Below are 14655 nucleotides of genomic sequence, written 5' to 3' on the forward strand. Positions count from 1 at the left end.
AGCTAGCCTATTGCAAGTTAATTCAACGCAGTGAGGAAGGCAAAGAACTGCTTGAAAGGCGTTTGTTATCCAGAGCTGAGGTTGATTAACATAAGTAACGCCATTTCCCACTAAAAATGCCCATTAATAGCTAAAAACAACTAAAAATGGGCATCCAAAAAAATCAAGCTGTTAATGTTAAAAAGTAAACACTTCGACAGACGCTTTCAGTTGTGACGAAATGCCTTTAAGTTCTGTGGCAGTATGATTGTTACTTTGTGCACTGTCGAACGTGCCTTTGGCTAAATCATTTATCGCGACAATACTTTGATTGATTTCTGCCGCAACATGGGTTTGCTCTTCAGCAGCGGTAGCGATTTGGTTATTCATATCTAATATCAGCGACACCGATTGTAATATGGCCACTAACGCTTCATTTGCACTTGCTGAACGCGCCGCAGTACTTTGAGCGTTTTTCATATTCACTTGCATTAAGCTCACTGACTCTTTTGCTTCAGCTTGTAATTTACCAATCATATCTTGAATTTCACGAGTACTTTCTTTAGTACGATTAGCTAAACTCCTTACTTCATCCGCCACCACAGCAAACCCGCGACCATGCTCACCTGCCCTTGCAGCTTCAATGGCAGCATTAAGTGCTAACAGGTTGGTTTGCTCTGAAATGCTATCAATGACGTCTAAAATGCCACCAATTCGCTGCGTTTCTTGCTCCAATCGGGTCGTGACAGTAACGACTTTATCTAACCCGCCAACTAAAGTGGTGATTTCAGAATTCATTTCATTAACGATCTGAATCCCTCCTTCTGAAGACTTTTGCGCTTCATCTGCAGCCGTCGATGCCTGCAACGCATTACGTGCGACTTCATCGACAGTCACTGTCATTTCGTTCATTGCCGTCGATGTTTGTTCTAATTGATGCATTTGCGATTCTGAACTGTGACTCACATTCGATGCAGCGAAAGACATTTTTTCTGAAGACGTCATTAACTCAGCACTCGCCTCATTAATACGCTGCAGAGTTGAAGTAAGTTGCTTCACCATCACCAATGTCGCGGCATAGACTCCCGTTTCATCCCCGGTGCCAATCCCAGCCGCTGATAAATCCCCTTTTGCCACGCGTTTAACAATTTCTTCAATATCAGTCGGTTCACCACCAATGGGGCGGTACATTAAGCGGGTCACCAAGATGTACGTCAACACCAACGATGCCAATAGTGCCAGTAACGCAATACCCACGCTCAACATTAAATTTGCCGTTGATGCAGCATTAATCTTTTGCCAACGGTCCCAAGACCAAACACTCCAACCTAAGGTAGTTAATTTAGCATTAAGCGCAAAGTAATCTTCACCCTCTTGCTTATAGTTAATACCAGTTGAGATACTGTTTTTAAAAGAGGCAAAATCAGGTTGCACATCAAATAAATTTTTCCCTATTTGCTCTGCATACTTAGACGCTAAAATAAACCCGTCCTCACGGCTCACATACAATTGACCATTGTCAGACAACCCAGCAATAAAATCAGTGATCGATTGCACGCCAATATTGACACACAATACAGCGAGGATTTTACCGCCACGAATAACAGGTACAGCAACCGCCATTACAGGTGTGCCAGTGCTACTAATATAGGGTGTCGTTACTATGTATTGCTCGCCGGCGAAGGCTCTAACATACCACTCACGTTTCAACTCAACTGCACTAAAATTGGGGATCATACCATTTGGCAAATAGGTAACTCCGCTCTCGAGTCCAACATAAGCTTCCAATACGCCCAATTCCTTTTCCATATGGGCTAATTGGCGCTTAATTTCCTCAATATTAAGTTGTCCTTCAGATATCGGCATATTTGCAGCGACCAAAGATAAAGTATCAAAGTAACGCAGCATTCTTTGCTCTAGGGCGTCTGCAATCAGTTGAGCTTCATTACTTAACTTATCACTGTAATCATTCACCGATGACGCCTTAAAATTTAAATAGCTCACTGTCGTTATCAATAAAATCACAACAGCAAATAACCCACCAATAAAACTGACTAATTTTAACTTCGCGCTCATTGACACTCCTCATCACCGTCATATTTAAACGATGTCATTATTCGATATCTCAAATTAATCAATATAACTATAAGCTACTGGTAAAATTTGGTGAGATTTTTTATATCAGTAAAAGTGCTATCGGTAGAAACCCCAAAAAGCATCAAGGCTTGCCGAGGCGATAAAAGCAAGCCGATCAATTTACTTAAAAAGGAGTGTAACCAGGGTCTGTTGAAAAACCACTTGCACCTAAAGCATCGCCTAATTGATCAACCAGAGCGCAAGGGATTTCACCTTTCACCATTCTCTTAACAATAAACCCAAATTTCAGACACAAAAAAGCCCCGACTGATATCGAGGCTGATTCACAGCATACTTAACGTATGTAATTTCTTACTATAAATAATGGTACCCGAGGCCGGACTATTCTCGATAGCAAAGAATGGCACGCCTGATGTTCAACCAGAGCGCGAGGGATTTTGCTTTTGACTTTAATCCTTAACAATAAACTCAAATTTCAGACGTAAAAAAGCCCCGACTAATGTCGAGGCTTTTGTACACCATACTTAACGTATGCAATTTCTTACTATAAATAATGGTACCCGAGGCCGGACTACTCTCGATAGCAAAGAATGGCACGCCTGATGTTCAACCAGAGCGCGAGGGATTTTGCTTTAACCTTTAACGTTAAAACTCAACTGGCACATGCAAAAAAGCCCCGACTGATGTCGAGGCTTTTTTGCACCATACTTACGTATGTAATTTCTTACTATAAATAATGGTACCCGAGGCCGGACTTGAACCGGCACGCTTATTCAGCGAGGGATTTTAAATCCCTTGTGTCTACCGATTCCACCACTCGGGCAAAGTGTTGTTTTAACCGTTACGTAAAGTAACCATCAAATGCAATTCGTGGAGGCGCGACCCGGAGTCGAACCGAGATCGACGGATTTGCAATCCGCAGCATAGCCATTCTGCCATCGCGCCATCTTTAACCAACTTCAAATCCATCGGATAAGATAAGAAATTGGAGCGACATATCGGGTTCGAACCGATGACCTATACCTTGGCAAGGTATCGCTCTACCAACTGAGCTAATGTCGCCTATATAACTTTTACAATGCTTTATTACTACTGCTAGAAAGGTATCGTCTTTTAACCTATCCAACTGAACTAATATCGCCTATATAACTTTTACAATGCTTTATTACTACTGCTAGAAAGGTATCGTCTTTTAACCTATCCAACTGAACTAATATCGCCTATATAACTTTTACAATGCTTTATTACTACTGCTAGAAAGGTATCGTCTTTCAACCTATCCAACTGAACTAATGTCGCATTTTAAAACTGGTAAACAGTGCTAATTAACGTTAAACCTTAAGGTTTGTTGTGGCTCATCACTTGTCTACGGGGAGGCATTCTACCGAATAAACCTCGTGTGTCAATTATTGATTTACGCAATTTTGACTGTTTGCGCACTAAATAAACTTATTGGGCTATTATTATGCTATTCAGCAGTTAAATCTTTCCAAGCTGCTGAAATATAACTCATCATCGACCAAAACGTTAACGCTGCAGCTACATAAAATAATGCAAAAGCAAGGTCGGTGAGGAGCTCGGTAGGCTTCCAAATCAATCCTACAATTGCAGCCATTTGCGCAGCTGTTTTGTATTTGCCTATCCATGACACTGCCACTACGCCCCGTTTGCCTATTTCAGCCATCCATTCACGTAAGGCTGAAATCACAATTTCACGGCCAATCATAAACAATGATGCTAACGTTAAATACATATTGTCATTTTGCTGCACCAGTAACACCAGCGCAGTAGACACCATAACCTTATCTGCAACCGGATCTAAAAACGCACCAAAGCGAGTTAATTGACCCAATTTACGTGCAGCATAACCATCTAACCAATCGGTAAGCGCGGCAAGCCAAAAAATAAATGCGGCTACAAAGGGTGCCCATGTGTAGGGAAGATAAAAAACCACTACAAATACGGGTAATAGAGCAATACGAAATAATGTCAGTGCAATAGGTACATTAAACGGCATAAAAAGACCAATTTGTCAGAAGCAGCGCCAATCTTGCCTTAATTTTAGCCCCCTCGCAATGCATCGTGAATTGTTTGTGCCATTTCTAGGCTAATTCCAGGTACTTTAGTTAATTCAGCTACACTTGCGCCTTTAACTTCTTGGAGTCCACCAAGGTGCTGCAACAAGGCTTTACGTCTTTTAGGGCCAACACCAGCGATAGATTCGAGTGTCGACGTGTTACGCGTTTTTTGGCGTTTGTTACGATGACCAGTAATTGCAAAACGATGCGATTCATCCCGAATATGTAAAATGAGGTGAAATGCAGGGGAGTCGCTAGGGATCTCAAAGGTTTGCTCACTGCCGCCGACGGTAAAGGTTTCTAAGCCAGCTTTACGGCCCTCGCCTTTAGTCACACAAATTAATAAAGGTGGGTTATCAATGTTAACGCACTTTTCATCTACTATGGTTTGCGCCACCCTAAGCTGGCCAAGCCCACCATCAATAAACAGTAAGTCAGGTACTTTGCCATTATTGTCGATTTTATCAAACCGGCGGCTAATGGCCTGCTCCATTGCGGCATAATCATCGCCACCGGTTATGCCGGTAATATTGTAGCGACGATAATCGGCTTTATGTGGCCCTTCGCGGTTAAATACCACGCAAGATGCCACCGTACTTTCACCCATGGTATGGCTAATGTCGAAACATTCCATACGCTTAATTGGTTCGTTAAGCTCCAGCGCCTCTTCCAATAATTGAAACCGCTGTTCAACCGTATTTTTGTGAGATAACCGTGTAGCGACTGCATTGCTGGCGTTTGTCATGGCTAAGCGTAAAAAATTCGCTCTATCGCCACGCACTTGAGTCTTAAGTTCAAACTTTTTATCAAGGGCATGTTCTATTGATGCTTCAAGCTCTTTAATACCGTCAAAGTGGTGGCTTAGTATCACCTCTTTAGGAATGGTGCGTTGAATATCGGCGTTGAGGTAAAATTGCCCTAAAAATGATGACAGTACTTCTTCAATGTCGGTTTCAGCAGGCACCGAAGGATAATAACTGCGACTGCCAAAGATTTTACCATCACGAATAAATAACAAATGAAAACAAGCAATCCCCGAGGCATAGTCCACCCCGATAACATCCATATCACCTTTATGGTTAGACACTTCTTGTTGCTCAGCCACGCGCCTCAGTGCGGTAATTTGATCGCGGTACTGCGCAGCTTGTTCATAGTGCATATCAATTGCAGCCGCTTCCATTTTGGCCACCAGCTGGCTAATAACCTGCTTGTCTTTGCCGCGTAAAAACAGTCCTGCCAGCTTTACCTGTTCACTGTATTCTGCGTCGCTAACAATACCGACACAAGGCGCACTGCAACGGTCTAGTTGGTACTGTAAACAGGGACGAGAACGCGATTTATAATATAGGTCATCACATTGGCGAATAGGAAACAGCTTTTGCATTAAGTGCAAGCTTTCGCGCACCGCACCGCCATTTGGATACGGCCCAAAGTAATGACCTTTTTCACGTTTTGGGCCACGGTGATACGCTAATCTTGGGTGTTTATGACCACTGAGTAAAATATACGGATAAGACTTATCGTCGCGCAGTAACACATTATACTTAGGCATGTACTGCTTGATGTAGTCGTTTTCAAGTAATAATGCATCGGTTTCACTGTGAGTGACAGTGACATCGATATGATCAATATGGCTAACTAAAGCCTGAGTTTTAACACTGGGGATGTTAGCGCGAAAATACGAGCTTAGGCGCTTTTTGAGATCTTTAGCTTTACCAACATAAATGACCTGTTGGTGTATATCGTACATTCGATATACACCCGGTGCGCTGGTGACGTTTTTTAAAAAAGATTTGGCATTAAAACCACTAGACATGATTAAAACTGCTTAAGCGTTACGCGGGTTATACCCAACTAAAATGAACCTGTGTCGAGCATTTTGTATCGAATAGCCAAACGGGTCAACTCAACATCGCCACCAATCCCTAATTTAGCAAATAAGCGATAGCGATAACTATTAACGGTTTTTGGACTTAAATTGAGTTTTTCAGAAATATCGTTAACTTTTTCGCCGTTGGTAATCATTAACATTATCTGCAGTTCGCGCTCTGACAAACTGCTAAATGGGTTTTCGTCTGAGTGATTAAACTGACTCAGTGCCATTTGTTGGGCAATTTCAGGCGACAAATAGCGCTGACCACGTGCGACTTGAGTTATTGCACGTAGCACTTCTGGCGAGGTTGAACCTTTGGTTAAATAGCCCGAAGCACCGGCTTGCATAACCTTAGTCGGAAACGGATCTTCTGTCTGTACTGTTAATACAATGATTTTAGCTTCGGGTTGATAACGTAAAATTTTACGGGTTGCTTCTAAGCCCCCCATACCCGGCATATTCATGTCCATTAAAATTACATCAGCTTCATTCTGTCGAGACCACTGAACGGCGGTTTCACCGTCGGGCGCTTCGCCAACAACTTTAATGCCTCGTTCGTCTTCCAGAATACGACGGATCCCTGTTCTTACCAGTTCATGATCGTCAACTAAATATACAGATATCACGTTAACCCACCTATTATTATGCGTTATTTTTTAAATTCTTTAGGGCCGTTTTATATACAAAACATTTGTATGCTAGCAACAGGCAAAGTAAGCCCAATAAAACTGCATACCTTAAGCGTTTCAGTAAGCTAACTGAATTTAGCATCTTTACATTTACTTACACAAGCAAAGTCAGCCACCAACGTGAGGGCTGCATACAAAACAAGCAAATATGTTATCCAAGCCCCATTGAGTATGGATAAACAATTAACATATTTATACTACTCGCCCTGTATTGTAACAATGATTGTTCGCGAAGATGCATGATCGCGATGTTCACATAAATACAATCCTTGCCAGGTGCCTAAATTCAAGCGCCCAGCCGTAATAGGTATGGTTTGGCTTACACCAATCAAGGTCGACTTTATGTGCGCCGGCATGTCATCTGGGCCTTCATAAGTGTGCTTATAATAAGGTGCACCTTCTGGGGCAAGCACATTGAAATGACGCTCCATGTCACCTCGCACTGTTGGATCTGCATTTTCGTTTATCAGCATGAAGCTGAGGTATGTTGAATAAATACATGCAATAACCCAACATTAATCTCTTTTAACTCTGGTAATTGCAATATCACTTCGTCAGTAATTAAATGAAAACCACGTTTTTTAGAAGCAAGTGAAATTGTTTTTTGCATCCACATAAATAAACCTATTCAATAAAATACACCAGCGATTAACAGTGATGGCAATGAGGTAGTAAACAACACCCGAAAAAGTGGTACACCTTAACATAGACAGTGCAAACCATTTCCGTCCACAGCAGCAATAGAGCATACACCCTAGTGATGACTATCGATACTATTTAGACCGTCATTTACCATCGTGCAGGCCTTGAAAAATGCATAATTTGACATGCTTGAGTACATATTATGAAGATTAAGCGTTTGGGTAAACAGATTGCCCATAACTCAGGAAAGGATGAAAATTAAAGGATGAATTTTAAATTTTTCAATGGGGTAATACAAAAAAACAAGCCGTTTTTATAATTAATGTTATACAAAAACGGCTTTAATACTGCGGTTTTATTCAGTCATTAATTGCTTTATGTCAATAATAAGATTGGCAACAGAGGTGTTATTTAACCCATTATAGATCCCTCTAATATGCCTGTTTTTATCCACTAATACTAAGTTTTCTGTGTGTAAAAAATCTTCGTTACTCACATATTCCCCTAAATCTTCATTGGCAAAATAGGCGTTTCTAGCCAGCGAATAAATGTGGTCGCGCTCCCCAGTGACTAAGCGCCATTTAGCTGCATTGATGTTATTTTTTTTGGCGTATTGCTGGAGAACCTCAACCGTATCATTTCCAGGTTGAATAGAATGAGACACAATCATTACATCGGCATCGTCCATAAATTCACTTTGCACTTTAGACAGCTGCGATTTCATGCGAGGGCATATACCTGGGCAACGTGTAAAGAAAAAACTCGCCACATAAATTTTATCTTTTACCGTGTCTTGAGTGACCATTTCACCCTGCTGATCAATAAATTGAAACGCCGGAATTTGATGAAAACCGACCAATTCAGGGCTGCCCGGTTTAAACCAATGTGGCGTAAATTCAGCGCTACCGTAATAAGGTAATGCCCCCATAGTGGGTTCGCCACTAGGCTCGGCTTGCACAAAACCGCTAAACAAAGCCACAGATAAACTAATTAGACTCAACCACTTCTTCATCTTCTAATTCCACACACATATTTGAACGTTTAAGGCCAAACACTCGGCCGTTAATATACTGATAGTTACTAAATAACTTGCCATTTCGTCGCCAGGCTTGTTGTAATCCTACTTCTTGGCCATCAACATAATTCATTTTTTTAAACAGCTCCCCCGTTGCATACCATTGTAACGAGGTGCCATTAACCTTGCCCTGACGATACACCGACTCCGAACGCATATTGCCATTACTCCACCAGCTTTGCGTTTTACCCTCAAGCACTCCTGCAACATACCGAGAGTCAAACGCTAAGGTGCCGTTTTCAAACCATTGAGTTAAAAAGCCGTCACGCAGTCCGTGCTCAAAATGTTCTAATTTAGCCCGCTGACCGTTGGGATAATAAGTTACTGCATCACCAGTAAAAGGCTTGTTTTGATACATTCTTAAACCGGTTGAATGTGAAATGCTGATGTCTTCACTAGCTACGGCTTTATTTTCAGATTCAAAAAACGAAATAAAGACCGCGGTAAACACCAACATAACACAAACCAATGCAAGCCTAACGGATAGCACTGGCGCTTCCTTGGTAATCACCTGGGAATAAAATATAGTATGACCCTAAGTAGAGCTCATTTTGGATGTGATAATGGTATTCAGCTTCTTGTGCAAATTGGGTAATCGACGTATGACCACCAGAAGCATCTAAATCTGTTGGATAAGTCCCCGTTGAATTACACATTCTGCCATACAAGAAAAAACCATCCGCAATCACGCCAACTAAGTTTGAGTCATCATCTGAAAAAGAAATGGGTTCTAAATGATAATGATAGCTTTGAGGCCCTGTGTGCGCGCCATTAAAATCAAGACTTGTAGCAGCATCATCTAATGGCACCCCTGGCCCTTCTTCATCGTTATAAATCACGGAGCCACTGACTGCAATACCAATTGCCCCAAGTCCGGTTGCCGATGTAGATGTTGCTTTAGTTGGGCTATTGTCGACAGTTAATGTGTAGGTTCCAACAAAGTCATCAATGTTGCCCGGCGCCATTTGTGCATATGATGTGACAGTAGGCTCAACATGTAACTCATGGCCTGACGACCAATATGGCGAAGTATGGTTAGGTAATCCATTAGTCTCAATCACGACTTTGCTACCGCTTAGCACAACATTAACGTTATCTTGATCAAATTCATAATATGCAGGATGTAAAATCCCGCTGCCTGAGTCTTCAGAACCATCATCGGTATCAGTACTTGTATCAGTAGCGGTATCGCTTGTACTGGTCGCATCTATTGACTCAGTACTGTCTTCTGAACCACCACATCCTGTTAACCCTAAAGTTAGAGCTAACGTAATGGCCAATGCTGTCGAGCTTAAAGGTGAAGAATTCATGGTATTTCTCATTGCTGTAAACATAAGGCAAAGCTTAACAAGCAAATGTGCAGAAATTACGCAGAAACCATGAATAAGCAGCAGGTTTGTATACATCAATGTTAAAAACGTTAAACACTATTCTCATCGCTTTTTTCGGCAAAAATATCGCAATATCAACAATGAGAATAACTTCACAATTTTAATTATCACAAAGTCTTAGTATCAAGAAATAGCTCACGTTTGTTGCAAAAAAGAGCTGATAACAAACACATTTCTCGTCGCTTAAGGTGCACCCTGACACCTAAGGAAGCCGCCATGAAAAGTACTGATATTCGTGTTATTCCCGGCATTATTTCTATTGCAATAATTTTACTTCTTTGGTTTATCGTCGAGCCTCCGCAAGGGGTATCAGCCAATGCCTGGCATCTACTGGCGTTATTTGTCGGTACTGTTGTTGCCATTATTGGCAAAGCAATGCCAATTGGAGCTATTGCTGTGCTTGCCATTACACTTGTTGCGTTAACAGGAGTAACCAATGACAAGCCATCAGATGCGATTAAAGATGCATTAAGCGGGTTTTCAAATTCGCTCATTTGGCTAATAGGTATTGCTATTATTATCTCGCGCGGATTAGCCAAAACAGGTCTAGGAAATCGTATTGGTTATTACTTTATTGCTTTATTTGGCCGAAAAACCATAGGTATTGGCTACGCATTAGCGTTATCAGAGCTCGTTATCGCCCCTGTCACCCCAAGCAATACAGCAAGAGGGGGCGGGATTATTCACCCAATAATGAAATCCATAGCCAACAGCTTTGGCTCATCACCAGAAGAGGGTACATCGCGAAAAATAGGTCACTATCTTGCGTTAGTGAACTACCACACAAATCCTATCACCTCGGCGATGTTTATTACGGCGACGGCACCTAACCCATTAATCGTTAAATTAATTGCAGATGCCACTGGTGCAGATATTAGTATTACCTGGGGAACATGGGCACTAGCAGCCTTATTACCAGGTCTGTTATGTATTGCACTGATGCCACTGATTATCTATGCAGTTTACCCTCCCGAGATTAAACGCACTCCAGATGCCAGCACTTATGCAAAAGATAAATTAGCCGACATGGGGCCAATGTCATTTTCAGAAAAAATCATGGTAGGTGTGTTTGGCTTATTGTTGATTTTATGGGCAGGCGTGCCCGCCATGGTATTTGGCCCAGACTTTGCCGTTGATACTACAGCCGTTGCCTTCTTAGGATTATCAATTTTATTAATTAGCGGCGTATTAAGCTGGGAAGATGTGCTAAAAGAAAAAGCTGCATGGGACACTGTCGTGTGGTTTTCCGCATTGGTGATGATGGCAACCTTTTTAAATAAACTCGGTTTAGTCGCTTGGTTTTCTGGCGTGGTTGAAAGCAAGATTGCTCAATTTGGCGTTGGTTGGATGGTGTCGGTCATTATCTTAGTGGTGATTTACTTCTATGCACACTATTTTTTTGCCAGCACTACTGCACATATTACCGCCATGTTTGCAGCATTTTTCGCTGCTGGTATCGCATTAGGTGCACCACCATTATACCTAGGCCTTCTACTTGCGGGCGCATCTTCCTTAATGATGTCACTCACCCACTATGCTACTGGCACCTCACCCATTATTTTTGGATCGGGCTATGTCTCAATGGAAAACTGGTGGCTAATGGGCTTAATAATGAGCGTGGTTAATTTAACTGTTTGGGGCGTAGTTGGTGGGCTTTGGTGGAAAGCACTGGGATATTGGTAAATAAGCTCAAAACAGGATCGGGCCAAGCAAAGCAAAAGTATCCCTTGGTTCGAATGTGACAAATACAAAAAACCTCGACATTTATGATCAAGACTTATAGATAAATATGCTGAAGAGATAGCTTGCTTATAATAAAGAGGAACCCGTGGGTTCAAAATCCTATCTTTCGCCCAATAAAAAGGCCTTATCAATTTCTGATGAGGCTTTCTAGTTGAATATTGAGGAGGGATAGTTTGCTTGTAATAAAGGAGGAACCATTGGGTTCAAAGTCCTATCTTTCGCTAAAATAAAAGGCCTTAGATTTGTCGATTTGGCATTTGATTTGAAATCTTGCAAAGGGATAGCATGTTTGTAATAAAGAGAACCCGTGGGTTCAAAGTCCTATCTTTCGCCAAAATAAAAGGCCTTAAATTTGTCAATTGGCATTTGGCATTTGGTCTTAAATCTTGAGGAGGGATAGCTTGCTTGTAATAAAGAGGAACCCGTGGGTTCAAAGTCCTATCTTTCGCCCAAATAAAAAGGCCCGCTAAACATAGCGGGCCTTTTTATTGAATGTGGCGGAGGGATAGGGATTTGAACCCAAGAAATCAGCCACAAAATAAAACTAAAATTCATTATAATCAATTACTAATCGAAAAATCACATCTCAGATATTGAACATTCGTAGTCGATATATGACATTTAAATATTTATCGGTTAAATTGTCAAAGATTAACGCCTTATTATAAGTCATATCCACCGTTCTCAATTTTGGCTCTTATTTTCGGCAATTGGCGCCGAACAATTGTATACACGGGTATTAAAGGTATAAATGCTACCAACGGCAGGCTGCTAAAGACCCAGAAATATATAAACCACGACTGAGTTATTATTAAAGTTATCGCTTTTATTTTTTTGCTAAAAAGCGAAATATCTACAGCTGCAAGAATGGGGTATGAATAACACAAACTACCGACACAAGAAATTACAGCAAAAATTAACGTCTGTGGGAAAGCAGAGTCGGACTTGATAAATGAATAAACTAAATCTACGTAAAAAGGCAGCAAACCCAATAGGATAAGCACTAACGATGACCGTTCAGCATCTATGTGCTTCCTGTGAGCGCGGTTTTTCTCCGCAAGTTTCTCTAATGCATCCATGACTTTTAACGCCTAGCTAAAGCGCGCCGCTTTTTGGCGTCGCCTTTGAGCTTTTTGTGTACGCCCAGCATGGGCATGAACTAATGAGGTGAAAGTCCTCTGTAGGAAGATCACCGTTACTCTTTCTAAAAGAGAATAACATACTGTTATTAAACGTTAACTACTAGCGAATGGCAAGGGCTTAATCGCAAGGTTTGGTCTGGAGGAAGCCGCTAGCAAATTTGCGAGCTGATGAACAAGAACATCATATGAGGCGTAGGCTAGAGGTGAGTTGGCAGGGTCTGCCCCGTGAAGCAAGGGTACAAGACGACGAAACCACGTGATCTAATGGCACCATAATGATGCAGCAGTGCAAAGAAAGTTCATGTTCCTTCTCTACCAATAAAGAGTGGGGAGATCTGCTTAACACGCGATCGGTCATTAACCAGTAAGGCTCTGGTTTATAAGTGCCTTGGCTTTTCAGCATCATCGACTGAAAAGAGCGAACTAGATGGAAACCGATAGCGCATGACGGGGTAACTTGGCATGTGATTAAGCAGAAGTCAGCAGACGGCATAGTAGCCCAACGCCCAGCGTAATGGTTGGGACATGGTGAAGGCCTGAACATTTAGAAGAAGGAGGAGTCTTGTCAAACTTGTCGATACCCACTACGTCGCCAGACGATTACTATCGGCAGCGTATTGATATGCAACCGGCCTTCAACCGCGATCTATTTCAACAACTGCTCGAACCTGAAAATCTACACCGAGCTTGGCGTCAAGTTAAAGCCAATAAAGGTGCGGCGGGCATTGATGGCATGACCATCGAAGCCTTCCCGCTCTGGATGCAACAAGGCGGCTGGCAACAGTGTAAATCTCAATTGGAACGAGGTGAATACCAACCCTCAGCGGTCAGGCGCGTGGAGATCGACAAACCCGATGGCGGTAAACGCAAATTGGGGATCCCGAACGTTATTGACCGTGTGATACAGCAAGCCATTGCTCAAATACTCACGCCACTGTTTGACCCATTCTTCTCGACTAACAGCTTTGGCTTTAGGCCGAACAGAAATGCCAAACAAGCGGTACTGCAAGTAAGGGATACCATCAAACAGAAACGCAAATTTGCCGTCGATGTTGATCTGTCTAAGTTCTTTGACCGAGTTAATCATGATCTCTTGATGACTCAACTTAGGAGCAAGGTGCAGGATAAGCGTCTGTTGGCGCTTATTGGTAAATACCTTCGAGCTGGTGTGATGGTCAACGACCAATTTGAAGCAAGCTTTGAAGGTGTGCCTCAAGGCGGCCCACTCTCACCATTACTCTCTAACATTATGTTGGATAGTCTAGATAAAGAGCTGGAAAGCCGAGGGCATAAATTCGCACGCTATGCGGACGACTTTATCATTTTGGTAAAGTCTATTCGAGCGGGAGAACGAGTACTCAAGAGCATCACTCAATACCTTGCTACTAAGCTAAAACTGGTTGTTAATGAACAGAAAAGCCAGGTGGTTAAGGTAAGTCAAAGCAAGTTCCTAGGCTTCACATTTAATCGCGGGAAAATCCAGTGGCATGCTAAAACATTGCACATTTTCAAACAAAAGATGAGGCGACTAACGAACCGAAATTGGGGCGTGAGTATGAGTTATCAGCTGTTTAAAGTGCGGCAGTACATGCAAGGCTGGATCAATTACTTTGGCATCGCTAACGCTTATCAAGGGTGTGTCGATTTAGATCACTGGATCCGACGTCGTGTGCGTATGTGCTACTGGCGTCAGTGGCGAAAACCACGGACTAAGGTACAAAACTTATTAAAACGTGGCGTCAGGATCCAAGCTGCTGTTGCTTGTGGTACCACTAGTAAAGGCCCTTGGCGTAGCTCGAAGACACCAGGAATACAGCAAGCACTGAGTAATGAGTATCTGAAGAAAGCAGGATTATATTCACTAAGAGATGGATGGATCGCAGTTCATTATCCTAACCAGAAAGCTAGTTAGGTGTTCTAAATGAACCGCCCTGTGCGGAGCCGCA

General features: G+C 42.2%; 10 protein-coding genes, 3 tRNA genes and 1 pseudogene. 2 read left to right on the forward strand and 12 right to left on the reverse strand.

Features of this window, described 5'->3' with window-relative positions; translation table 11 throughout:
* Window positions 1-177 precede the first annotated feature (177 nt).
* The 11 genes and pseudogenes from K8B83_RS16335 to K8B83_RS16385 all read right to left on the reverse strand — a co-directional run bounded on the left by K8B83_RS16335 (window position 178) and on the right by K8B83_RS16385 (window position 9743).
* Complete coding sequence (locus tag K8B83_RS16335; RefSeq protein ID WP_223418271.1) at window positions 178-2055, reverse strand: methyl-accepting chemotaxis protein; 1878 nt, start codon at window positions 2053-2055, stop codon at window positions 178-180.
* A gap of 758 nt (window positions 2056-2813) precedes the next feature.
* Window positions 2814-2899 (reverse strand) — tRNA-Leu (locus K8B83_RS16340).
* Window positions 2900-2947: 48 nt separating this feature from the next.
* Window positions 2948-3021: transfer RNA gene (locus K8B83_RS16345), tRNA-Cys, on the reverse strand.
* Window positions 3022-3062: 41 nt separating this feature from the next.
* A tRNA-Gly gene (locus tag K8B83_RS16350) sits at window positions 3063-3138 on the reverse strand.
* A gap of 406 nt (window positions 3139-3544) precedes the next feature.
* A complete protein-coding gene (gene pgsA, locus K8B83_RS16355; protein WP_188739812.1) occupies window positions 3545-4093 on the reverse strand; it encodes a CDP-diacylglycerol--glycerol-3-phosphate 3-phosphatidyltransferase in 549 nt (182 codons plus the stop codon).
* Window positions 4094-4137: 44 nt separating this feature from the next.
* The gene (gene uvrC, locus K8B83_RS16360) at window positions 4138-5970 is read right to left on the reverse strand and encodes an excinuclease ABC subunit UvrC (RefSeq protein ID WP_223418273.1); all 1833 of its coding nucleotides are present in this window, start codon (window positions 5968-5970) and stop codon (window positions 4138-4140) included.
* Between the two features lie 38 nt (window positions 5971-6008).
* Window positions 6009-6653 (reverse strand): UvrY/SirA/GacA family response regulator transcription factor, encoded by a 645-nt coding sequence (uvrY, locus tag K8B83_RS16365; protein ID WP_188739814.1) that lies wholly within the window; start codon window positions 6651-6653, stop codon window positions 6009-6011.
* Between the two features lie 260 nt (window positions 6654-6913).
* Window positions 6914-7332: pseudogene (locus K8B83_RS16370) on the reverse strand (secondary thiamine-phosphate synthase enzyme YjbQ).
* A gap of 381 nt (window positions 7333-7713) precedes the next feature.
* Complete coding sequence (locus tag K8B83_RS16375; protein ID WP_223418275.1) at window positions 7714-8370, reverse strand: SCO family protein; 657 nt, start codon at window positions 8368-8370, stop codon at window positions 7714-7716.
* Window positions 8345-8890: a toxin-antitoxin system YwqK family antitoxin gene (locus K8B83_RS16380; protein ID WP_223418276.1), complete on the reverse strand. Its 546-nt coding sequence runs from the start codon at window positions 8888-8890 to the stop codon at window positions 8345-8347. Before K8B83_RS16380 ends, K8B83_RS16375 begins: the two co-directional genes overlap by 26 nt.
* Before the next feature lie 19 nt (window positions 8891-8909).
* The gene (locus K8B83_RS16385; protein ID WP_223418278.1) at window positions 8910-9743 is read right to left on the reverse strand and encodes a YHYH protein; all 834 of its coding nucleotides are present in this window, start codon (window positions 9741-9743) and stop codon (window positions 8910-8912) included.
* Between the two features lie 297 nt (window positions 9744-10040).
* Between K8B83_RS16385 and K8B83_RS16390 the strand changes: the two genes are divergently transcribed.
* On the forward strand, window positions 10041-11507 hold the full coding sequence (locus K8B83_RS16390; protein ID WP_223418284.1) for a DASS family sodium-coupled anion symporter: 1467 nt from the start codon (window positions 10041-10043) through the stop codon (window positions 11505-11507).
* 722 nt (window positions 11508-12229) lie between these two features.
* Here the strand turns inward: K8B83_RS16390 and K8B83_RS16395 are convergent.
* Window positions 12230-12646, reverse strand: a complete 417-nt coding sequence (locus K8B83_RS16395; RefSeq protein WP_223418285.1) for a hypothetical protein — start codon at window positions 12644-12646, stop codon at window positions 12230-12232.
* A 625-nt stretch (window positions 12647-13271) separates the two neighbouring features.
* On the opposite strand from K8B83_RS16395, the gene ltrA reads away from it, so the two are divergent.
* Window positions 13272-14621: a group II intron reverse transcriptase/maturase gene (gene ltrA, locus K8B83_RS16400; protein ID WP_188739590.1), complete on the forward strand. Its 1350-nt coding sequence runs from the start codon at window positions 13272-13274 to the stop codon at window positions 14619-14621.
* The last annotated feature ends 34 nt before the right edge of the window (window positions 14622-14655 follow it).

The sequence above is a fragment of the Shewanella inventionis genome, assembly GCF_019931735.1.
GTDB classification, from domain to species: domain Bacteria; phylum Pseudomonadota; class Gammaproteobacteria; order Enterobacterales; family Shewanellaceae; genus Shewanella; species Shewanella inventionis.

Excerpts from the sequence above, each read along its gene's own strand:
- K8B83_RS16395 (WP_223418285.1), bottom strand. The coding sequence starts at position 12,646 with ATGGATGCATTAGAGAAACTTGCGGAGAAAAACCGCGCTCACAGGAAG.
- K8B83_RS16375 (WP_223418275.1), bottom strand. The coding sequence starts at position 8,370 with ATGAAGAAGTGGTTGAGTCTAATTAGTTTATCTGTGGCTTTGTTTAGC.
- uvrC (WP_223418273.1), bottom strand. The coding sequence starts at position 5,970 with ATGTCTAGTGGTTTTAATGCCAAATCTTTTTTAAAAAACGTCACCAGC.
- K8B83_RS16380 (WP_223418276.1), bottom strand. The coding sequence starts at position 8,890 with ATGTTGGTGTTTACCGCGGTCTTTATTTCGTTTTTTGAATCTGAAAAT.
- pgsA (WP_188739812.1), bottom strand. The coding sequence starts at position 4,093 with ATGCCGTTTAATGTACCTATTGCACTGACATTATTTCGTATTGCTCTA.
- K8B83_RS16385 (WP_223418278.1), bottom strand. The coding sequence starts at position 9,743 with ATGAATTCTTCACCTTTAAGCTCGACAGCATTGGCCATTACGTTAGCT.
- K8B83_RS16390 (WP_223418284.1), top strand. The coding sequence starts at position 10,041 with ATGAAAAGTACTGATATTCGTGTTATTCCCGGCATTATTTCTATTGCA.
- K8B83_RS16335 (WP_223418271.1), bottom strand. The coding sequence starts at position 2,055 with ATGAGCGCGAAGTTAAAATTAGTCAGTTTTATTGGTGGGTTATTTGCT.